At 59.7% G+C, this 20,629-nt stretch carries 17 protein-coding genes, 1 tRNA gene and 1 rRNA gene; 10 read left to right on the top strand and 9 right to left on the bottom strand.

Translation table 11 applies throughout. The annotated features are described in order from the left end of the window. Positions 1-164 precede the first annotated feature (164 nt). The 3 genes from rrf (at position 165) to tcdA (ending at position 1,436) form a co-directional block, all read left to right on the top strand. Positions 165-279: ribosomal RNA gene (rrf, locus tag PG881_RS09585) — 5S ribosomal RNA — on the top strand. Between the two features lie 96 nt (positions 280-375). Then, positions 376-452 (top strand) — tRNA-Asp (locus PG881_RS09590). A gap of 147 nt (positions 453-599) precedes the next feature. Next, positions 600-1,436 (top strand): tRNA cyclic N6-threonylcarbamoyladenosine(37) synthase TcdA, encoded by an 837-nt coding sequence (gene tcdA / locus PG881_RS09595; protein WP_270799564.1) that lies wholly within the window; start codon positions 600-602, stop codon positions 1,434-1,436. Between the two features lie 21 nt (positions 1,437-1,457). Here tcdA and PG881_RS09600 read toward each other — a convergent pair whose 3' ends face one another. Continuing rightward, positions 1,458-1,892, bottom strand: a complete 435-nt coding sequence (locus tag PG881_RS09600) for a SufE family protein (RefSeq protein WP_270799566.1) — start codon at positions 1,890-1,892, stop codon at positions 1,458-1,460. 13 nt (positions 1,893-1,905) lie between these two features. Further along, positions 1,906-3,126 (bottom strand): aminotransferase class V-fold PLP-dependent enzyme, encoded by a 1,221-nt coding sequence (locus tag PG881_RS09605; RefSeq protein ID WP_270799568.1) that lies wholly within the window; start codon positions 3,124-3,126, stop codon positions 1,906-1,908. A gap of 152 nt (positions 3,127-3,278) precedes the next feature. On the opposite strand from PG881_RS09605, the gene rep reads away from it, so the two are divergent. After that, the gene (gene rep, locus PG881_RS09610; protein WP_270799570.1) at positions 3,279-5,291 is read left to right on the top strand and encodes a DNA helicase Rep; all 2,013 of its coding nucleotides are present in this window, start codon (positions 3,279-3,281) and stop codon (positions 5,289-5,291) included. Between the two features lie 7 nt (positions 5,292-5,298). Here rep and PG881_RS09615 read toward each other — a convergent pair whose 3' ends face one another. The 5 genes from PG881_RS09615 to PG881_RS09635 form a co-directional block, all read right to left on the bottom strand. After that, positions 5,299-7,584 carry a putative bifunctional diguanylate cyclase/phosphodiesterase gene (locus tag PG881_RS09615; protein ID WP_041216899.1) on the bottom strand — a complete coding sequence of 762 codons (2,286 nt, stop codon included), beginning with the start codon at positions 7,582-7,584 and terminating at the stop codon, positions 5,299-5,301. 85 nt (positions 7,585-7,669) lie between these two features. After that, positions 7,670-8,125 (bottom strand): c-type cytochrome, encoded by a 456-nt coding sequence (locus PG881_RS09620; RefSeq protein ID WP_024945508.1) that lies wholly within the window; start codon positions 8,123-8,125, stop codon positions 7,670-7,672. 200 nt (positions 8,126-8,325) lie between these two features. After that, complete coding sequence (gene tdh, locus PG881_RS09625) at positions 8,326-9,354, bottom strand: L-threonine 3-dehydrogenase (protein ID WP_270799573.1); 1,029 nt, start codon at positions 9,352-9,354, stop codon at positions 8,326-8,328. Positions 9,355-9,410: 56 nt separating this feature from the next. After that, complete coding sequence (locus tag PG881_RS09630; RefSeq protein ID WP_219255706.1) at positions 9,411-10,601, bottom strand: glycine C-acetyltransferase; 1,191 nt, start codon at positions 10,599-10,601, stop codon at positions 9,411-9,413. Between the two features lie 115 nt (positions 10,602-10,716). Beyond that, entirely contained in the window at positions 10,717-11,361 is a 645-nt protein-coding gene (locus tag PG881_RS09635) for a TetR/AcrR family transcriptional regulator (RefSeq protein WP_011707886.1), read from the bottom strand. A 156-nt stretch (positions 11,362-11,517) separates the two neighbouring features. Between PG881_RS09635 and rfaD the strand changes: the two genes are divergently transcribed. From rfaD to PG881_RS09665, 6 genes are all read left to right on the top strand, one after another. Next, entirely contained in the window at positions 11,518-12,474 is a 957-nt protein-coding gene (rfaD, locus tag PG881_RS09640; protein WP_024945510.1) for an ADP-glyceromanno-heptose 6-epimerase, read from the top strand. Positions 12,475-12,583: 109 nt separating this feature from the next. Continuing rightward, positions 12,584-14,347: a polysaccharide deacetylase family protein gene (locus tag PG881_RS09645; protein ID WP_270799577.1), complete on the top strand. Its 1,764-nt coding sequence runs from the start codon at positions 12,584-12,586 to the stop codon at positions 14,345-14,347. Beyond that, the gene (locus PG881_RS09650) at positions 14,348-15,562 is read left to right on the top strand and encodes an O-antigen ligase family protein (protein WP_270799580.1); all 1,215 of its coding nucleotides are present in this window, start codon (positions 14,348-14,350) and stop codon (positions 15,560-15,562) included. It begins immediately after the preceding gene. Then, on the top strand, positions 15,559-16,224 hold the full coding sequence (locus tag PG881_RS09655) for a glycosyltransferase family 25 protein (RefSeq protein ID WP_270831933.1): 666 nt from the start codon (positions 15,559-15,561) through the stop codon (positions 16,222-16,224). The genes PG881_RS09650 and PG881_RS09655 overlap by 4 nt, the downstream gene beginning before the upstream one ends. An 82-nt stretch (positions 16,225-16,306) precedes the next feature. Continuing rightward, positions 16,307-17,335, top strand: a complete 1,029-nt coding sequence (locus PG881_RS09660) for a glycosyltransferase family 9 protein (RefSeq protein WP_270799583.1) — start codon at positions 16,307-16,309, stop codon at positions 17,333-17,335. A gap of 55 nt (positions 17,336-17,390) precedes the next feature. Then, positions 17,391-18,503 (top strand): glycosyltransferase family 9 protein, encoded by a 1,113-nt coding sequence (locus PG881_RS09665; protein WP_270799585.1) that lies wholly within the window; start codon positions 17,391-17,393, stop codon positions 18,501-18,503. On the opposite strand, the gene PG881_RS09670 is transcribed toward PG881_RS09665, so the two are convergent. Both PG881_RS09670 and PG881_RS09675 read right to left on the bottom strand, forming a co-directional pair. Continuing rightward, complete coding sequence (locus PG881_RS09670; RefSeq protein ID WP_270799587.1) at positions 18,439-19,506, bottom strand: glycosyltransferase family 9 protein; 1,068 nt, start codon at positions 19,504-19,506, stop codon at positions 18,439-18,441. The genes PG881_RS09665 and PG881_RS09670 overlap by 65 nt on opposite strands. 166 nt (positions 19,507-19,672) lie before the next feature. Continuing rightward, complete coding sequence (locus PG881_RS09675) at positions 19,673-20,536, bottom strand: YicC/YloC family endoribonuclease (RefSeq protein WP_042067209.1); 864 nt, start codon at positions 20,534-20,536, stop codon at positions 19,673-19,675. Between the last annotated feature and the right edge of the window lie 93 nt (positions 20,537-20,629).

Below are 20,629 nucleotides of genomic sequence, written 5' to 3' on the forward strand. Positions count from 1 at the left end.
TGTAAGCGCGGCGACGTGTTGAGCTAACCCATACTAATTACCCGTGAGGCTTAACCATACAACACCCAAGAAGTGTTTCGAGCCTTGTAGCGAATGAGTGAACTACTAATTCAGTGATAATGACCGCGTCATTATTCACGTCAGCTTTCTAGATTAAGAATTTGCCTGGCGGCCATAGCGCCGTGGAACCACCTGAACCCATGCCGAACTCAGAAGTGAAACGCGGTAGCGCCGATGGTAGTGTGGCATTCGCCATGCGAGAGTAGGACACTGCCAGGCACCCAATTAAACGGTGATGTGAAAACACATGACTGGCTGCGAGGATGACACCTCATAGAAGCGGCAGACAATTTAGCAAAAAGCTAACCAGACAGCGGAGCGGTAGTTCAGTCGGTTAGAATACCGGCCTGTCACGCCGGGGGTCGCGGGTTCGAGTCCCGTCCGCTCCGCCACTACTTAAGAAGCCCAGTCTAACGACTGGGCTTTTTTTCGTTTTCGACACCGCACTCCTTTTCCCTCACCTCAACACCACCATCATCCGATCATCGCCCCTGAGAGAGGTTGCCGCTATAATGGCCGCCCTCAAGCAAGGTGGTGGTATGAAAGCAGAGTATCTACAGCGATTCGGGGGCATAGCCCGTCTTTATGGTCAGAGTGCGCTGCGCTCCTTCAGCCAGGCGAAAGTCTGTGTGGTCGGGATAGGCGGCGTCGGCTCCTGGGCGGCCGAGGCGCTGGCTCGGGCCGGCATCAACCAGATCACCCTGATCGACATGGACGACATCTGTATCACCAACACCAATCGCCAGATCCATGCCATGCAGGGGACGGTCGGCCGTCTCAAGACGGAGGTGATGGCCGAGCGCATCCGTGCCATCAATCCGGATTGCGAGGTGATCGAGGTGGATGACTTCGTCACCGCCGACAACCTGGCCGAGCACATCAAGCGGGAGTTTGACTATGTGGTGGATGCCATCGACTCGGTCAAGGCCAAGGTGGCGCTGATTGCTTTCTGCAAGCGCAACAAGATTCCGGTGATCGTGGCGGGTGGCGCCGGCGGGCAGATGGACCCGACCCAGATCACCGTGGCCGATCTGGCCAAGACCATTCAGGATCCGCTGGCCGCGAAGGTGCGCTCCGACCTGCGGCGGCTGCACAACTTCAGCAAGAATCCGGCGCGCAAGTTCGGGGTGGAGTGCGTCTTTTCAACCGAGCAGCTGAGTTATCCGGATGGCAATGGCGGCACCTGCCAAGCCAAGGCGGCCAGTGACGGCAATATGAAGATGGATTGCGCCTCTGGCTTTGGCGCCGTGACGCCGGTGACGGCCACCTTTGGCTTGGTCGCGGCCTCCCGGGTATTGAAGAAGATTACCGAGCGGGGAGCTCGTGCCGAGAGAGAGGCCGGGAATGAAGAGGCAGAGTCGATTGGCGAAGCCTGATCGACCACAGAACAAGGCGGGTTAGATTGCCTGTTCCCGGATCGCCAACACGATAGCTCTGAGCCCGTTGCCTCGCGACGGGCTCAAGTGTTTCTCAAGTCCCAGTTCGGTGAAATAGCCCTCCATGTCGAAGGACTGGATCGCCGCTGCGGGTTGGTGGTTGAGCGCCGCCAGCACGATGACGATAAGGCCCCGCACGATGCGGGCATCGGAATCGCAGGCAAAATGCCAGTTACCATCCTCGCTCTTCTCCCCCTTCAGCCAGGCCTGGCTTTCACATCCCTTGAGGCGAAATGCCGCCTGCTGCCATTCACCGGGCAGGGCAGGCAGCTGTTTGCCGAGCTGGATGATGAGCCGGTACTGGTTTTCCCAACCGTTTGCTGCGGCAAACTGCTGACGGATACTATTTGCGTCGGGCTCAACGCCTATCCGGGTATAGGTTGCGAGGCTGTTCATTGGATTGTCTGCCTTAGAAGAAGTCACTGAGTTTGTGCAGGGCGGCCAGCAGGGCGTCGACATCGTCCCGATTGTTGTAGCAGGCCAGCGAGGCGCGCAGGGTACCGCCGATACCGAGCGATTCCATCAGCGGCATGGCGCAGTGATGGCCGACCCGCAGTGCGATCCCCTGCATGTCGAGCAGGGTGGCGGCGTCCTGCGGGTGGATATCCTCCAGCAGGAACGAGACCGCACCGGCGCGCTGGCCGGGTTCGCCGACCAGACGCAGCCCCGGCACCTGTTGCAGTCCGGCAACCAGATAGTCGGTCAGCGCCGCTTCATGGCTGGCCAATGAGTCCCTGTTCTGCTCCATCACAAAGTCGACGGCTGCGGCGAGGCCGATGGCGCCGGCAATATGAGGGGTGCCGGCTTCAAACTTGAAGGGGAGGGTGTTGAAGGTGGTACCGGCGAAGCTGACTTTGTCGATCATCTCTCCCCCTGCTTGCCAGGGCGGCATCCGTTCCAGCCGTTTGGTGCGGCCCCACAGCACGCCGATCCCGGTCGGGCCATAGAGCTTGTGACCGGAGAAGGCGTAGAAGTCGCAGCCGATGGCCTGCACATCCACCTCGAGATGGGCCACTGCCTGGGCGCCGTCGATCAGGGTCAGGGCCCCGACCGCCTTGGCCGCGGCCACTATCTCTTTGACTGGATTGACGGTGCCCAGGGCATTGGAGACGTGGGCCACGCTCACCAGCCGGGTGCGTGGCCCTAGCATGGCGCGATAGGCCGCCAGATCGAGATCACCCCGCTCATCGAGGGGGATGACCCGGATCACGGCGCCAGTACGCTGGGCAATCAGCTGCCAGGGGACGATGTTGGCATGGTGCTCCAGGGTGCTGAGGATGATTTCGTCCCCCGCCTTGAGTTCGCTCATGCCCCAGCTCTGGGCCACCAGATTGATCGCCTCAGTAGTGCCACGGGTCCAGATCACCTCGCGACTGTGAGGCGCATTGATAAAGCGGGAAACCGTCTCGCGGGCAGCCTCGAAGGCTCGGGTGGCGCGGCCGCTGAGGGCATGGGCGGCGCGGTGCACGTTGGCGTTGTCGGCCCGATAGTAGTGCGCGATGGCGTCCAGCACCACCTGGGATTTCTGGGTGGTGGCGGCGTTATCCAGATAGACCAGAGGGTGGCCGTTGACCTCTTGTGCCAAGGCCGGAAACTGGCTGCGCAGCCGGGCGTGCTGTTGCTGGTTCATGCTCCCCTCATATCATCTGGAAAAGTCGGCCATGATCCGGAAAATGGCGGTCAAACACAAGGCGCAGTAGCGGGATATTGCCTGCGGTTTCGGCTGCCTGCGGGATCTCTGTTACAATGCCGCCCCTCATCATAAGCCAAGAGATCCGGCCCATGAAGCTCAACCCCAATCAGAACGAAGCGGTCAAGTTTGTCTCCGGCCCTTGCCTGGTGCTGGCGGGTGCCGGATCGGGCAAGACCCGCGTCATCACCAACAAGATTGCCTATCTGGTACAGCAGTGCGGCTACAACGCGCGCAACATCGCCGCCGTCACCTTCACCAACAAGGCCGCGCGGGAGATGAAAGAACGGGTCGGCCAGACCCTGGGTCGCAAGGAGGCACGGGGGCTGATGGTCTCCACCTTCCACACCCTAGGGCTTGAGATCATCCGCCGCGAGCACAAGAGCCTGAACCTCAAGGCCAATTTTTCCCTGTTTGACGATACCGATCAGCTGGCGCTGCTGAAAGAGCTGACCGAGGCGGAGCTCGACAACGACAAGGACAAGCTCTCGGCCCTCATCAGCCAGCTCTCCAACTGGAAGAACGACCTCATCCTGCCGGCTCGCGCCATGCGCATCGCCCGCGGCCCGGAAGAAGTGTTGCTGGCCCAGCTCTATGAGCGTTACCACCGCCAGATGGTGGCCTACAACGCGCTGGATTTTGACGATCTCATCGTGATGCCGACCCTGCTGCTCAAGAGCAACGAAGAGGTCCGCATCCGCTGGCAGAACAGGATCCGTTATCTGCTGGTCGACGAATATCAGGACACCAACACCAGCCAATACGAGCTGGTGAAGCAGATTGTCGGTGAGCGGGCCCGTTTTACCGTGGTGGGGGACGACGACCAGTCCATCTACTCCTGGCGCGGTGCCAAGCCGCAGAACCTGGTGCTGCTGAACGAAGATTTCCCCAGTCTCAAGTTGATCAAGCTGGAGCAGAACTACCGCTCCAAGCGACGTATCCTCAAGTGCGCCAACATCCTGATCGCCAACAACCCCCACGTCTATGACAAGGCACTCTTCTCCGAGCTCGACGAAGGGGTGAAGCTCAAGGTGCTGTTTGCCAAGAATGAGGAGCATGAGGCGGAGCGTATCGCCGCCGAGCTGATGGGCCACAAGTTCATGAACCGAACTCGGTTCAAGGATTACGCCATCCTCTATCGGGGCAACCATCAGTCGCGCATCTTCGAGAAGGCGCTGATGACCAACCGCATTCCCTACCGTATCTCCGGGGGCACCTCGTTTTTCTCCCGCACCGAGATCAAGGACATCATGGCCTACCTCAAGCTGCTGGTGAACCCGGACGAGGACACTGCCTTTCTGCGGGTGGTCAACCTGCCGCGCCGTGAGATAGGCCCCACTACCCTCGAAAAACTGGGCCAGTATGCCAACCAGCGCGGCAAGAGCCTGTTTGCCGCCAGCTTCGAGCTGGGGCTGGAACAACACCTCTCCGGGCGCGGTCTATCCGCTCTGCAGGCCTTCACCAACTGGCTGGTGCGGCTCGGCGATCAGGCGCTGCGCGGCAATCCGGTGGAGGCGGTGCGGGACATGATCAAGGAGATCCACTACGAGGAGTGGCTCTACGAGACCTCTCCCAGCCCGAAGGCGGCAGAGATGCGGATGCAGAATGTCTCCACCCTTTACCGCTGGATCACCGAGATGCTGGAGGGAGATGAGCTGGAGGAAGCGATGACCCTGGCTCAGGTGGTTACCCGGCTCACCCTGCGTGACATGATGGAGCGCAACGAGGGAGAGGACGAGGCAGATCAGGTGCAGCTGATGACCTTGCACGCCTCCAAGGGGCTGGAGTTTCCCTACGTCTACATGGTGGGCATGGAGGAGGGCTTGCTGCCCCACCAGACCAGCATTGACGAGGACAACGTGGAGGAGGAGCGGCGCCTAGCCTATGTGGGCATCACCCGGGCCCAGACCGAACTGACTTTTACCCTCTGCAAGGAGCGGCGCCAGTACGGCGAGTCGGTGCGGCCGGAGCCGAGTCGCTTCCTGCTGGAACTGCCTCAGGACGATCTGGAGTGGGAAAACCAGAAGAAGGTGACGGCCGAGGAGCGTCAGCAGAAGGGGCAGGTCGGGGTCGCCAACCTGAGAGCGCTGTTCAAGAAGGATTGAGTGGCGGTTAGCCGCGCTCGTTCTTGGTCTGGGTGAGCAGGGGGGTGATATCGGCTCCGGGCATGGGCGGCGAGATATAGCGCCCTTGGCCCATCAGACAACCAAGATCGATCAGTTTCTGTAGCTGTTGCTGGTTTTCGATGCCTTCCACCACCAGGGTGAAGTCCAGATCCTGGCAGATGTCGCGCATGGCACGGATGAGGGCGAGATCCTTGGGTGACTGCAGCATGCGATGAGTGAAGCTGTCATCCACCTTGATGTAGTCCACCGGGAAGTGGAACAGGGCGTTGAGGGAAGAAAACCCGGTCCCAAAGTCATCCAGACTGATCTGGATACCCTTGGCTCTCAGTTCGTGCAACGAGGTGAGGGCATCGGAGTCCTGCCGTGACAGCTCCCGCTCGTTGAACTCGAAGATCAGATAGCCGGGGGCTATCCCCTCGGATTCGATGATTTCAACCAACTTCATGATCTGTTCATGGCTGACCAGATGCTTGCCGGACAAGTTGATGGCCACCTTGAACTTGCTCTGGCCTGACAGCGGCAGCCACTCCTTCAATTGTTGGCAGGTGTGGCTCAGGATCTGGTAGTCCAGCTCCTGAATCAGGCCGCACTGCTCCGCCAGCGGGATAAAGTCGAACGCATCCTTGAGTACCCCCTCTTCGGTGATCCAGCGGGCCATCACCTCCAGCCCGGTCAGCCGACTGTCCTTGAGCCGGATCACCGGCTGGAAATAGGGGACGATGCGCCCTTCGCGCAGCGCTCTTGCCAGCATCTCTTCCGGCGAGGCCCAGGTCTGGACCGAGCACTCTTCTGAATAGCTGACGATGCGACTGCGACCGTTGCGTTTGGCCTGATACATGGCCAAGTCGGCCTGATGAAGCAGTTGGCTGATGTCGGAGGTCTGTTCCGATACACTGGCCACCCCCAGACTGACCGTGATGCCCAGCTCGTTGCCCATCAGTCGAAAAGGGTAGGAGAGGCGGCTGATGATGCGGTTGAGCACCGGGCTGATATCCTCCTCGGTCTTACTGTTGTCCAGATAGATGACGAATTCATCCCCACCTAGCCTGGCCACCATGTCGTTTTGCCTAATGCAGGTCTGCAGGCGGCGGCTCATCTCCTTGAGCAGCTGGTCACCGGCGCTGTGGCCCAGAGTGTCGTTGACCTGCTTGAAGTGGTCCACATCGATGAAGATCAGCGAAAATCCGGGCGACTTGTAGCGGTGAAAGTGGGTCATGGCATGATTGAGGTGATTCATCAGCAGGGCCCGGTTGGGCAGCTGGGTCAGCGGATCGTGCAGGGCGTCGAACTGCAGCCGGCGTTCCAGTTCCTGATGCTGCTTGAGCTGCTTTTGCAGCCTGAGGTTGGTCTGACGCAACTGCTGCAGGCGCTGGTTGATGGAATCTTCCGAGTTGATGTCGTGCAGCTGCTGGCGGATCCGCCTCAGCTCCAGCAGCAGGGTGAGCTGGCTGCGCAGGAAGTCGAGAAACAGCCGGTCATCGGTTTCCAGCGGGTGCTGCAGGCTGATGAGAAAGTGGGCGAAGTACTGCTGCTGCAGACGCAGCGGTTGGCTGTACCAGTAGAGCTGCTCCTTGTGTTGTTCCATGTTGTTGGTGCTGTGGCACAACCCGGTGATGAACTCGTCGCTGTGGGGAGGTTGCTCCGGATAGATCTTCTCGAGCCGGTGGCTGTCGATGCGCACCAGCAACATGTCCTGAATGGCCAGCATCTGGCGCAGGACTGCCTCGAGCTGGGAGAACAGCGCCTGACTGGGCAAGGTGTTGGCCAGCCGGATGATGCGGTTGATGCTCTCGATCTTCTTCTGCCAGTCAGGGTCTTTGCGGATCAGCGGCGAGGCCAGCTCCGACAGCTGGGAGCCTGCCTGGGTCTCGTTCAACCGTTTGGCCAGGCACTCCAGCAACAGGCGCAGGGTTGGCAGCTCCTTGGGCTGGCAGCAGGCCAGCAACCACTGGACCTGACCATGCTCGACCGGCAGCGAGCACCAGCCATCGGCTTCATCGAGCTGGGTCAGTTGATCGGTGATGCGCGACTCTTCCAGCCCCAGCTGCAACTTGAAGCTGTCGGATATCTGGTATTCGCATACCCACTGCAGGCCGGCTTCCGACAAGCCGAGCATGCCGAAATGCTGCAGCGGGCAGAGCTGGTTCAGCTGCTGGATCAGGGTGTCGTAATCTTTGGAAGTGGCGGCGGAGGGGGCGGGGAAATCCATAATAGCGGAGACCAACGCCAGCAAGGGAGTCGAGTAATGGGGTGCTATTGGTTGCGCTGACATGAGTAACTCCCGGTTTGCCTACCCTACAAAGAGTAGCCGGAAGTCATCAGATTGAAAGGGCCGCAAATGCGGCCCTTTCAATCACTTAGAGCTTGTCGATCATGTAGTGAATGGCGTTTTCGATCTCTTCATCGCTACAGGTGGCGCAAGTTCCTCGTGGCGGCATCACACCGGTCTTGCCTGCGAAGCCGGCAATGGCGTGTTTCTTAAGCGTTTCAATACCTTGGGCGATACGTGGTTCCCAGGCGGCCTTGTCGCCACGCTTGGGGGCACCGGCGATGCCGGCATCGTGGCAGGCGAAGCAGGCGCCCTTGAACACGGCTTCGCCGTCGCGCGGACCAGATGCCGCTGCCGCCGCAGGGGCTGCGCCTGCGGTCGCAATCCCTTCCAGATCCTTGGCGGTATAGACTTGACCGACAGGCTTGATCCGCTCGGCAATTGCCTCCGGTGACATATCATCGGCAGCAAGCACCACGCCGGACAAACTGGCGGCCGTCATCCCGACCGCCAGCAAATAGCTCAGTTTTTTCAACACGCTCATGTACTCCCAGCAGGCTTTTATTATCCCTAGAAAACGACTGGATTATAACCGAATAGTTACAGCCATTTAAACGCTTGTGTGTGAAGTGTTAAGCACTCTGCGTGCAAAGTTTCTTCGTCAGATCACAAACTGGCGAGGCAGGCCCGAAAAAAAGAAACCCGGTTTTCACCGGGTTTCATCTCACGGGAGGGCCGAAAGGCTTATTTGTCCCAGCTGAGGATCACCTTGCCGGACTGACCTGAGCGCATGGCATCGAACCCTTGCTGGAAGTCGTCGATGTGGAAGCGGTGGGTGATGATGGGGGAAAGATCCAACCCGGACTGGATCAGGCTGGCCATCTTGTACCAGGTCTCGAACATCTCACGACCGTAGATCCCTTTGATAAACAGTCCCTTGAAGATCACCTTGCCCCAGTCGATGGCCATGGTGGCGGGGGGGATGCCGAGCATGGCGATTTTGCCGCCGTGGTTCATCTTGTCGATCATGTCCTGGAAGGCACTGGGTACGCCGGACATCTCCAGCCCCACGTCGAACCCTTCGGTCATGCCGAGTTCGTTCATCACGTCGCTGAGCTGTTCCTTGGCTACGTTGACGGCGCGAGTAGCGCCCATCTTGCGGGCCAGCTCGAGCCGGTACTCGTTGACGTCGGTGATCACCACGTGGCGGGCACCTACGTGGCGGCAGACGGCGGCGGCCATGATGCCGATGGGGCCGGCGCCGGTGATCAGCACGTCTTCACCGACCAGGTCGAAGGAGAGGGCGGTGTGCACCGCGTTGCCGAACGGATCGAAGATGGCGGCCAGTTCATCGGGGACGTTGTCCGGCAGCTTGAAGGCGTTGAAGGCCGGGATCACCAGATACTCGGCGAAGGCGCCGGGGCGGTTGACGCCGACGCCTATGGTGTTGCGGCACAGGTGGGTGCGGCCGGCACGGCAGTTGCGGCAGTGGCCACAGGTGATGTGGCCCTCACCGGATACCCGGTCTCCGACCGCGAAGCCGCGCACTTCCTGGCCGATGGCGACCACTTCCCCGACGTATTCGTGGCCGACCACCATGGGCACCGGGATGGTCTTCTGTGACCATTCGTCCCAGTTGTAGATATGGATATCGGTGCCACAGATGGCGGTCTTGCGGATCTTGATCAGCAGGTCGTTGTGGCCGAGTTCGGGGGCCGGTACGTCCGTCATCCAGATGCCGACCTCTTTGTGCAGTTTGGAGAGCGCTTTCATGGTTGTTCCTTCACGATGAATGCAGAAAGAAGGGGCGCCAGGCCCCTTGATTCAAATCAGATGATGTCGAGTTCGCGGCCGATGCGGATGAAGGCATCGATGGCCTTGTCCAGTTGCTCACGGGTGTGGGCGGCGGACATCTGGGTGCGGATGCGGGCCTGGCCCTTGGGCACCACCGGGAAGGAGAAGCCCACCACGTAGATGCCGGCGGCCAGCATGCGGCTTGCCATCTCGGCGGCCAGTTTGGCGTCACCCAGCATCACCGGAATGATGGCGTGATCGGCCCCGGCCAGGGTGAAGCCGGCGGCGCTCATCCGTTCGCGGAAGTATTGGCTGTTCTCCTTGAGGCTGGAGCGCAGCGCATGCCCGTCGGCCAGCATGTCGATCACCTTGATGGTGGCGGCGACGATGGAGGGGGCCAGCGAGTTGGAGAAGAGATAGGGGCGGGAGCGCTGGCGCAACCAGTCGATCACCTCCTTCTTGCCGGAGGTGTAGCCACCGGAGGCGCCGCCGAGCGCCTTGCCCAGGGTGCCGGTGATGATGTCGACCCTGTCCATCACGCCACAGTATTCGTGGGTGCCGCGGCCGTTCTCGCCGATGAAGCCGACGGCGTGGGAGTCGTCCACCATCACCAGGGCGTCGTACTTGTCGGCAAGATCGCAGATGGATTTGAGGTCTGCAATGACGCCGTCCATGGAGAAGACGCCGTCGGTGGCGATCAGCTTGAAGCGGGCGCCGTCGGCGTCAGCCTGCTTGAGCTGGGCTTCCAGCTCGGCCATGTCGTTGTTGGCGTAGCGATAACGCTTGGTCTTGCACAGCCGTACCCCGTCGATGATGGAGGCGTGGTTGAGAGCATCGGAGATGATGGCGTCTTCGGCACCGAACAGGGTTTCGAACAGACCGCCATTGGCATCGAAGCAGGAGGAGTAGAGGATGGTGTCTTCGGTGCCGAGGAAACCCGACAGTTTCTGCTCCAGCTCCTTGTGCTGATCCTGGGTGCCGCAGATGAAACGGACCGAGGCCATGCCGAAGCCGTGGCTGTCCAGCCCCTGATGAGCCGCTGCGATCAGGTCCGGGTGGTTGGCCAGTCCCAGATAGTTGTTGGCACAGAAGTTCAGCACCTGCTCGCCGCCCACCGCAATCCGGGCCTGCTGGGCCGAGGTGATGACGCGCTCCTGCTTGTACAACCCTTCAGCCTGCACCTGCTCAAGCTGCTCGGTCAGGTGACGATAGAATCCGTTAGACATCCTCGATCCTTATTGGCTATTTCAGCTGATTATCAACAATGGGCAGTATTTTACTGCAATCTGTTGCGGTGAATTCAAATGATTGTGCTGACATTCAACAATTGTGAAACAGATCTCACCCGGCTGGTTGGGCCAGTTGACGATAGTGCTGTTCCAGCTGGCGGATCTGGTCGGCCACCTGGGGCTGCACATAGGGGCGCAGCAGGAACAGTACCCGCAAGACGCCCTGATAGAGCAACGGCTTGGTGATGCGGGTGTTGGGGGCCTGGGCAATCTGGAACGGGATCCAGCAGGTGACCACCATCTTGATGGTCTGGCCCAGATCCGGCAGATCCTCGTCGCTGACATTTATGATGCCGCCCTCGCGCAGGCTTCTGAGCAGGGCCACCACGGCGGCGCGCAACTGCTCCTGGGCCTTGAGGTATTTCTGCTGCAGCGGCTCATCGCGGCTGAGGATGTCCGGCAGATTGGCGTAGAAGAAGCGGAACTGCCACATCAGATAGAAGATGGCATCCAGATAGCCCATCAGGTTTTCCAGCTTGATCTCGTCGCTGCGTGCCGGCGTGAAGCTCTCGCTCAGGTGGCGGGCGTACTGGTCGAAGATGGAGTGGATGATGTCTTCTTTATTGCGGAAGTGGTAATAGAGGTTGCCCGGGCTGATGCCCAGATGGGCGGCAATGTGGTTGGTGGTGATGTTGCGCTCACCCTGATCGTTGAACAGCTCGGTGGCGCTGTGAATGATCCTGTCTCTGGTTTTCATCGCTGTTCCCTCTGCCGGGCCCCTGGCCGGTGAAATCGTCAAGGTCGAATCCCCTTGCGGCCCGTGATAAACTTTTCGGCAATTTCAAATTGGCTCACTATACACAGCTTTAACAGGCAGTCACACGTGGCCATCAACGTACGCGAGGCAAACTCCATGATCGTAGTAACTGGCGGTGCTGGCTTTATCGGCAGCAATCTGGTCAAGCAGCTGAACGCTCAAGGACGGACCGATGTGGTGGTCATCGATGACCTGACCGACGGCACCAAGTTCGTCAATCTGGTCGATCTGACCATTGCCGATTACATGGATAAGGATGAGTTCCAGGCGCGGATCGTCTCCGGCGACGAATTTGAAGAGTGGGATGGCGGCATCGAGGTGATCTTCCACGAAGGCGCCTGCTCCGCCACTACCGAGTGGAACGGCAAGTTCATCATGGAGGTCAACTACGAGTACTCCAAGGATCTGTTCCACTACTGCATCGAACGCGAGATCCCGTTTATCTACGCCTCCTCTGCTGCAACCTATGGCGGGCGCAACGACAACTTCATCGAAGATCCGAAGTTCGAGCAGCCGCTCAACGTCTACGGCTACTCTAAGCAGCTGTTCGACCAGTACGTGCGTCGCTGGATGCCGGAGATCAACTCCCAGGTAGTCGGTCTCAAGTACTTCAACGTCTATGGCCCGCGCGAGCAGCACAAGGGCTCCATGGCCTCGGTTGCCTTCCACCTCAATACCCAGGTGAAGAAGGGCGAGAATCCCAAGCTGTTCGAAGGCTGCGACGGTTTCCCCAACGGCGGCCAGATGCGCGATTTCATCTATGTGGATGACGTCTGCAAGGTGAACCTCTGGTTCTGGCAGAATCCGCAGCACTCCGGCATCTTCAACTGCGGTACCGGCCGGGCCGAACCGTTCCAGAACGTGGCCGAAGCGGTGATCAAGCATCATCAGAAGGGTGCCATCGAGTACATTCCCTTCCCGGATCACCTCAAGGGCCGCTATCAGAGCTTCACCCAGGCGGACATGACCAAGCTGCGCGGCGTCGGTTATGACGCCGAGTTCAAAACCGTGGCCGAAGGGGTCGCGGATTATATGGCGTGGCTCAACCGCTAACGGGTGAGCTTTACACCGCCATATGCAGACAAGCCGGAAGCAGGCCATACCTGCTTCCGGCTCTGTTGTTTGTCACGGTTTTTCTCAGTTTCTACCGGGTAACCACGCAATGAACATATTGATGGCACTCTCCCAGCTCGAAGTGACGGGCGCTGAGGTCTATGCCACCACGGTCGGTAACGAACTGACCCGGCGTGGCCACCAGGTTTTCTATGTCTCGGACACCCTGACCAAGCCCACTCTGGGTGAGGTGTTCAAGCTGCGATTCAACAAGCGCAGCATTCTGCGCCGCTTCTGGCACGTCTTTTACCTCATCTATTTGATCAAGAAGCATCATATCCAGCTGATGCATGCCCACTCCCGTGCCTCCGGCTGGAGCAGCTATGTGGCCTGCAAGCTGACCGGCACCCCCATGATCACCACGGTGCACGGTCGCCAGCCGGTGCATGCCTCCCGCAAGGCCTTCCATGCCCTTGGGTTCAGGGCGGTTGCCGTTTGCGAGGATATCGCCCACCAGATCATCGACAACCTTGGCGTTGACCCGGCTATCGTGCAGGTGCTGCGCAACGGCATCGAAACCGACAAGTTCCAGCCTGTGCCTGCTCCGACCAATGCCAGGCCGGTGATCGCCATCATAGGCCGGCTGAGCGGCCCCAAAGGTGAGCTTTGCTATCGGTTGCTGGATGAGGTGCTGGATCTGGATGCCTACCAGGTGAAGGTGGTGAGCGGCAGCCAGCTGCCTGCGCGTTTCCAGCGTTTTCAGGAGCGGGTCGATTTCGTCGGCTACGTGGAGGATGTCCCTGCGCTGATGGCGCAATGCGATCTGGTGATCGGTGCCGGTCGGGTGGCGATGGAGGCCCTGCTCTGCGGTCGTCCCGCCTTTGCCATCGGTGAAGCCAAGGCCACCGGGCTGGTGACCGAGCAGAATCTGGATGAGGCGTTGGCCAGCAACTTCGGCGATATTGGCCCCCAGGATCTGGCGATCGATTTTGCCGCACTGAAGGCACAGATTGCCCCGGCGCTGGCCAGTGGCACCGTTTCAGCCACAATTCGTCAGCGCATTCAGGCCGAATATGGGTTGGCGGGAGTCGTCTCCGGCCTGGAATCCATCTATCAGGATGCGGTGGTCGAGACCCTGCGCCGCGAGATGCCGGTCATCATGTATCACCGCTTCATCGAGCATGACAGCGAGAAGGGGGTGCACGGCACCTGGATGCCGATCGTCATGTTCGAGAAGCACCTGCGCCTGCTGAAGTGGCTCGGCTATGAGACCCTGACGTTCCGCGATCTGGCGGACAAGGGCTTCATTCACCGGCTGCAGTACGGCAAGAAATACCTGATGATCACCGCCGACGACGGCTATCAGGACAACCTGACCCGCATGCTGCCTCTGCTGGAAAAATATGGTTACAAAGCCGTGGTATACGTGGTCACGGGGGAAGGGTATAACCGCTGGGACGTGGAGCATGCGAGCAATCCGGACACCCGGGTGGACTTGATGAATGGCGAGCAGCTCAAGGCGCTGGCGGCCTCCGGTCATGTGGAGATCGGCGGGCATACCCTGACCCACCCCAGGTTGAGCAAGCTTGCACCCGAGCAGCAAGCTCATGAAATCCAAGAGAACAAACGACAGCTCGAAGCCCTGCTCGGCCACCCTCTGCTGTCGTTCGCCTACCCTTATGGGGATATGGATGAGAGTGCCAAGGCGCAGGCGATGGCGGCGGGCTACCGTTTTGCGGTTGCCACCAATAGCGGGCCCAGAGCCATGCATCAGGACCCTTTCCGGATCCGCCGCATTGCCATTTTCCCGCGTACCGATGTTTTTGGCCTGTGGCGCAAAATCCGGGGTAACTATGTCTTCAGGAAGTCTTGATTGATGCTCAGCAGAAGCCTTGCCTTGCTCGATAGAACAACCACAGCCCTGTTTGCGCTGACCATCCTGTTCTCCTTTTGCGGCCTGTTTCTGGCCCCTTTCGGCCAGAGCATTCAATCCAATCTGCTGGCCGTGACCGGCATATTCGGTTTGTTGAATTACTTTGTCGGCAAACAACGGGATGTGGGGCTCAAAGACCGTCGCATTCTCTGGGGGCTGCTGGTCTATGCCGCCATGATCTTCATCAACCGGTTGATCCACGGTGATCAATACGGAGTCATGCGCGGGCTGTTTTATGTCGTCGTCTTTGCGCTGATGATGCCGCGCAAACCCGTGCTGCTGATGCTGGGGTACCTGGCCATCGTGCTGGGCGGGATGGGATTGGGCATCCTCAGCATCTGGCAATACCAACACGGCATTGCCAGGGTGGAAGGGTTTACCAACGCGATCCTTTTCTCGCAGGCTGCGCTGACGCTGGCCATCCTCAACTGGTTTGTCTTCCAGCAAAAACAGTTGCCTGGATGGTTGAGGGGGGGGAGCCTGTTTGGCTTGATTGCTGCCCTGTTTGCGCTTTATCTCTCCCAGAGCCGGGGGGTCTGGCTCGCCTTCGGGATTATTCTTGCCTACGTCATCTGCTACAAGGCCTACTTCAAACCGTGGAAATACATTGCGGTAGCCATACTGTGTACGGCAACAACGGGCGCCATTTATCAGACCAACCAGCTGGTTCAGGTTCGGGTCGCAGAGGCAGTCTCGGATCTCAACTCGGCAGAAAAAGGTTCGTACGACTCATCGTGGGGCTTGCGCGTCATTGCCTGGCAGAGTGCCTGGTTGGGATTTTTGGATTCACCTGTGGCAGGGGTGGGCACGGATGGTTTCAATGCATTGAAACAGGCCCAGATCGATAATCATCAGATATCTCCCCTGATATTTCATCCGGCGCTGGTCCATTCACATAATCAATATATGCAGAATCTGGTCGTTCGCGGCAGCATAGGATTTATTGCACTGGTTATCTTTCTTGGTCTGCCGCTCTATCTGGCGGCGAACAATATAAGCAGAATTTCGGCGGGTGTGCTGGTTCCCCTCGCATTTGCCATTAACTCCCTAAGCGATGTGCCGTTTGAGCATCAAGGGGTGCTTTATCTGTACACGCTCAGCCTGGTTTTCATCTGGTTTGCCCATGAGTCTAAAAAGGATACCCGCACGTCATGATTCCGGTTTTTGTCATCAGTTTGGCTCGCAGCGTTGAGCGACGGGCGATGGTTGTCCAGCAGATGGCGCATCTGGGCATAGATTTCGAGTTTGTAGATGCAACCGACGGGAAGGCGTTGAGCAATGCCGAGCTGGCCAAGGTGGATTTGGAGCTGGCCAAAGAAGTGTGTGGCCATGAACTGAGTTTTGGCGAGATCGGTTGTGCCATGAGCCATATCCGAGTTTATGAGCGCATCGTCGCCGAGGGTATTGATCGCTGCGTGGTGCTCGAGGATGACATCTACCTGCACATGCACAGCAAGGCGATCATCGAGACGATAGTGCACTCCTGTCAGTCCGAGATCGTCTTCCTGCATCATGGCAAAGCCAAACGCTGGCCATTCCTGTCATCCCTGCCCGGCGGCTACCGGCTTGCCAGATACCTGACGCCCAGCCGCTCCTCCAAGCGAGGAGTGCTCTCTACCGCTGGGTATGTGCTGACCCTGGCTGGGGCGAAAAAATTATTGCAGTGCGCCTATCCGCTGCGGATGCCCTCCGACTATCTGACCGGTCGCTTGCAGCTCAACGGCCTGTCTGCCTCCGGGGTGGAGCCCTGCTGTCTGGATGTGGATCTGTTCACCACCACTATCGATGACAGAGCCTACGGTCACTATCTGAAATAGCACTGGGCGTGCCGGCGGCGGTTGTTGGTCGGCTGCCTCGCCAGCTTTGCCGACGCTGCTGGCCATACAAGCTGGATAACCCATGAATCTCAAGAAGTTGCTTACCCACTCCATTGCCAGATGGCTGATCGGCAGAGCGCCTGACGCCGCCCCATGCCCCGCCGGGGCGGAGGTGAAGCGGGTGCTGGTGGTAGGTTATGACGCCATCGGCGATTTCATTCTCACCCTGCCCGCCATTGCCCGGCTCAGGGAGATCTACCCCGCCGCGCGCCTCGAGCTGGTGTGCAGCCAGCGCAACCAGCTGCTGGCGGCGTCGGTCGCCGGGATCGATGAGTGTCACGTGCTCACCCTGAACGACACCCTGTGGCCGGCGAGCATGTGGTGCAAGCTGCGTGAACTCAGGCAACGGCAGTATGACCTGGTGATCAATCTGTTTGACGAGCCCGACGATATCGCCATGGCCAAGTTGCTGTTGCTGGCCAACGGGCGCTTGCAGTCGCTGCCCCTGCGCTTCAAGAGCGAAGGGCAGCAGAAGTTGCTGCCGCTGTTCAACCAGAAGGCCACCATAGTGTCGTCACTCCCAGTCAGGGCTCACTTCGTCTATCGCATGCTCAGCGTGGCTGGTGATGCAGCTGGCGTGCCGGCCACAGTACCATCGCCTTGCAACGAGCAGCTCGATACCGGCGCATATGGCCGCTATCTGCTGGTCAACCTGACGGGCAGCCAGGTCGGCAACTCGATGACGGAGGCACAGATCGACGGGATCCTGGCCCAGCTGCCGACCTACCAGGGGATCTCCTACCTGGTATTCTCCAGGCAGCCCGTGGCGTGCCCGCGGCAGGACATGAGAGTGCTGTTTCCTGACACCATTCTCGATGCCGCCAAGATCATCAAGGATGCGCGAGGGGTCATCTCGACCGATACCTCCATCATCCATATCTCCTCTTCCTTCGGGGTGCCCACCCTGGTGTTGATGAACAACGAGCGCTGGCGCGATGCCTTCATTCCGCTGGCGGGTCGCAATATCATCCTGCGCTCGACCACGGACAAGCTGGCGGCCCTGTCACCGGCGGAGATCAGCCGCCAGGTCGATGCCCTGATGGCGCTCTAGTCGCATCAGGCTGTTATCATCCTTTTTCCAACTCAACGGCCCTTCTGGTGGATTCATGTCATTAATCAACGATCTGCAACTCCAGCGTGACATTCTTCGCCGCAAGCTGGGACAACTGCTGTTCGATCGCAAGCGGCCGGCCCCGCAGCATGAGCGCAAGGGGAAGATAGTGTTGCTGCGCTGGGATGCCAAGCTGGGCGATGCCATCGTCTCATCCTGGGTGGCCCGCGAAATCAAGCGCGCCAGCCCGGAGCGGGAAGTGTGGATCGTCACGACTGCGGCCATGGCTCCCCTGTTTCGCGATCATTTCGGCATGGACAAGGTGATAGAGGTGCCCAAGCGGCCTGGCTATGGCCAGCTCAAGCGCCTGGCGCACTCGCTGGGGGAGGTGGAGTGTCTGGTGCACTTTGGCAAGATGCTGAAAATGAAGGACATCTACTTTATCAGTCAGGTGAGGGCGGATTGGGTTGCCGGCATGGACGACGCCTTGCAGGCGGTCAACCTCAAGCTGGGCAAGGCCTCCAGCGGCATGCACTTCTCCGACAAGTTCGCCCTGCTGTTGCAGCGACTTGGCGTGAGCAATCCGGACCAGCAATACATAGTCCCGACCATGAGCCCGCCCGATGCGCTGGCCAGCTGGTGGCCGGCAGAGCCGGTACTCTGTTTCAACCCTTACGGCAGCGGTAGCTCTCGCCGCCTGCGGCCCGAGCTTATCAGCCAGATGCTTGAGCAGATGCTGGCGGCTGGATCTTGCGCCATCTGCCTGCTCTATCCACCGGGTATGGAGGAGGAGGTGGCCGGGATCCGGGCCGGCTTGAGCCGACCGGAGCGCCTGCTGCTGTCACCGGATGCACCCTCGCTGGCCGGGTTGTTCGCCCAGTTGCGCCAGTGTCAGGGGCTGATCTCGGTGGACACGGCGACGGTGCACATCGCCGCCGGGTTGCACAAGCCCATTCTTGGCCTCTACAACCCGGACATAGGGGGTGGCAACGAGAACTTCCTGGAGTGGCACCCCAACTCCCCGTCAGCCACCGTGCTGTTCTCGACCAATACCTGGGAGCAGGATATCAACTCCCTCGATCTGGCCGAGTTCGAGCGTACCTTCAGGGCGTGGCTGCTTGCCAACCAGGCAGCGCTGTCAGCCGTTCAATCACCAGCTCGGGAGTGATGGCGCGCAGCAGGGCTTCGTCGATGAAGTCCTTTTCCGCGTTTTGCGGCAGCTGGAAATCGGGTTCCTTGGCATCGAACACATCGATGGCCTGATAACGGGGGTGGTTGACCGGGTTGGCGATGATCTTGTCGCCACCGGGAGCCACTATGGTCAGCAGGGGCAGGTCGATGGCCTGCGCCATGTGACGGGGGCCGGTGTCATTGCCGACAAACAGCCGGCAGTGGGCGAACAGCCCCACCAGTTCCCGTACCGAGCGGGTCTTGATGTGGTCGAAGACGCTGGCTTGCAGGGCGGCGGGCAGCAGCGGTTTCAGGCCGCGGTTGTACTCCTCTTCCCCCGGCCCGCAGTAGATCAGGATCTGGGCGTCGTGTTGCTCGATCAGCCACTGGGCGACCTTGGCGAAGCAGTCGATGGGCCAGCGCTTGTAGTGCCCGAGCGAGTTGACGCCCATGGCGATCAGCGGGCGGCTCAGGTCGACGCCGGCGGCCAGCAGGGCATCCTTGCCTTGTTGCTTCTCTTCTACACTCAGCCAGAGGTAGTAGTTGCGATCCTCGCTGGCCAGCTTGAGCGGCTTGAGCAGCGAGAAGCGGTCGTCAACCAGGGTGCTGTTGCCCTGGAATTCGGTGTCCTTGCGAAAACGCACGATACGGTTGTGGCCGAGCCGCCAGGGGAAGGAGTCAAAGCCGATGCGCAGGCGGGCACCGGAGAAGAGGCAGCTAAGCAGGCCGATCATCTGGCCCTGGCTGTTGACCACCACGTCGTAGCGCTCGCGGCGAATGGCCAGCAGCAGATCCTTCATGTAGCGCCACTGGTTGCGCCTGGCCTTCTCGATGATGATGAGCCGATCGATATTGGGATTGCCCTGCGCCATACCCGCGCAATAATCCATGACCAGATAGTGAACCTCGCCGCTTGGGTCATTCTGCTTGAGGTTGTTGCACAGCGCGGTGGAGATCAGTACATCCCCTATCTGTTTGGTTTGAACTACAAGGTATTTCATAAGGCAGGCCTCAACAGAGGTCATGGTTGATCGTCAGCGTGACAGCATACCGCACAAGTGAGTCAGATGCTGTCGGTGCAACGTGAAAATCCGATCTGGCGCAGGCCGCCAACCGGGCACGTCGTCAAATGAAAGAAGCCCGTCGTTGACGGGCTTCTTGTATCGATTACTCGATGTTCTGAATTTGCTCGCGCATCTGCTCGATGAGCACCTTCAACTCGACGGCAGACTGGGTCACCTCGGCGTTGATGGACTTGGAGCCCAGCGTGTTCGACTCGCGGTTGAACTCCTGCATCATGAAGTCGAGACGACGGCCACAGGCGCCACCCTTCTTCATGATCTTGTTGGTCTCGCTGATGTGCATCTCCAGGCGATCCAGCTCTTCGGCCACGTCGATCTTCTGGGCCAGCAGCACGATCTCCTGCTCGATGCGGGCCGGATCCAGCTCCACCTTGGCTTCGGCCAGCCGGTCGGTGAGCTTCTGGCGCTGCCACTCGATGATCTGCGGCAGGTGCACGCGCACCTTCTTCACTTCTACCTGAATGCCGGCCAGACGCTGTTCGATCAGGGCCTTGAGGTTGGCCCCTTCGCTGGCACGGGAGGCGAGAAAATCTTCCATGGTCAGGTCAAATCCGCCGAGCAGCTCGGTGGCGACCGCATCCATGTCCTGCTCGGCGGCAGCCATCACGCCCGGCCAGCGCAGCACGTCGACCGGGTTGAGCTGGCCCTGGCCCGCCTCTTTCATCACCCAGTTGGCGCTGTCGATGATGAGCCTAGCCAGCTCTTCATTGATGTGCAGCTGGCTGGCAGCGGCTTGCGCGGCCTCAAAGCGCAGGTTGCATTCCACCTTGCCGCGCTGCAGCTTGGCGCGGAAGCGCTCACGCAGAACCGGCTCCAGGCTGCGCAGTTGTTCCGGCAGGCGAATGTAGGTCTCCAGATAGCGCTGGTTGACCGAACGAATTTCCCAAACGGCTGTGCCCCAGTCGCCCTTGAGTTCCTTGCGGGCGTAGGCGGTCATGCTGTGAATCATTGATTGTTCCGGGCTTGATGAAGTGTGGTGCCAGTATACTCAGCCAGCCCTGCTCCGTCAGCCGACAGCGTGGTTTTAGCGGCTGATATTTGG

Origin of the sequence: Aeromonas sp. QDB54 (genome assembly GCF_027707385.1) — a bacterium.
GTDB classification, from domain to species: domain Bacteria; phylum Pseudomonadota; class Gammaproteobacteria; order Enterobacterales; family Aeromonadaceae; genus Aeromonas; species Aeromonas hydrophila.